Consider the following 255-nt stretch of genomic DNA (forward strand, 5'->3'; position numbering starts at 1 on the left):
CTTCGGGCGTCGGATAGCTGATCTGCGCATCGTAGAAATACTGAAGATGCGACTCTCCAACACGCCATAGGGCACCCCTGTTGTCGTAGTGATCCGCCAGCGAGATGGCCCAGGTGTCCTCGTCGATATAGATATGGCGCTTGCCGTAGATGTGGCGCTCTCCTGGCTTGAGGGTTGCCACCACCTCCCAAACGCGATGCAGCTCATAGCGTGTGAACTCGGGATTCAGGTGCCCCGGCATGAGCAGATCTTTGA

General features: G+C 57.3%; 1 protein-coding gene. It reads right to left on the reverse strand.

Annotation, left to right across the window (positions count from 1 at the left end; all coding sequences use genetic code 11):
• Positions 1-255: DUF1329 domain-containing protein (locus IB232_RS23440; protein WP_192400911.1), on the reverse strand; the 255-nt coding region annotated here is incomplete at both ends.

This window comes from Pseudomonas sp. PDM15 (assembly GCF_014851565.1).
Taxonomy (GTDB): Bacteria; Pseudomonadota; Gammaproteobacteria; order Pseudomonadales; family Pseudomonadaceae; genus Aquipseudomonas.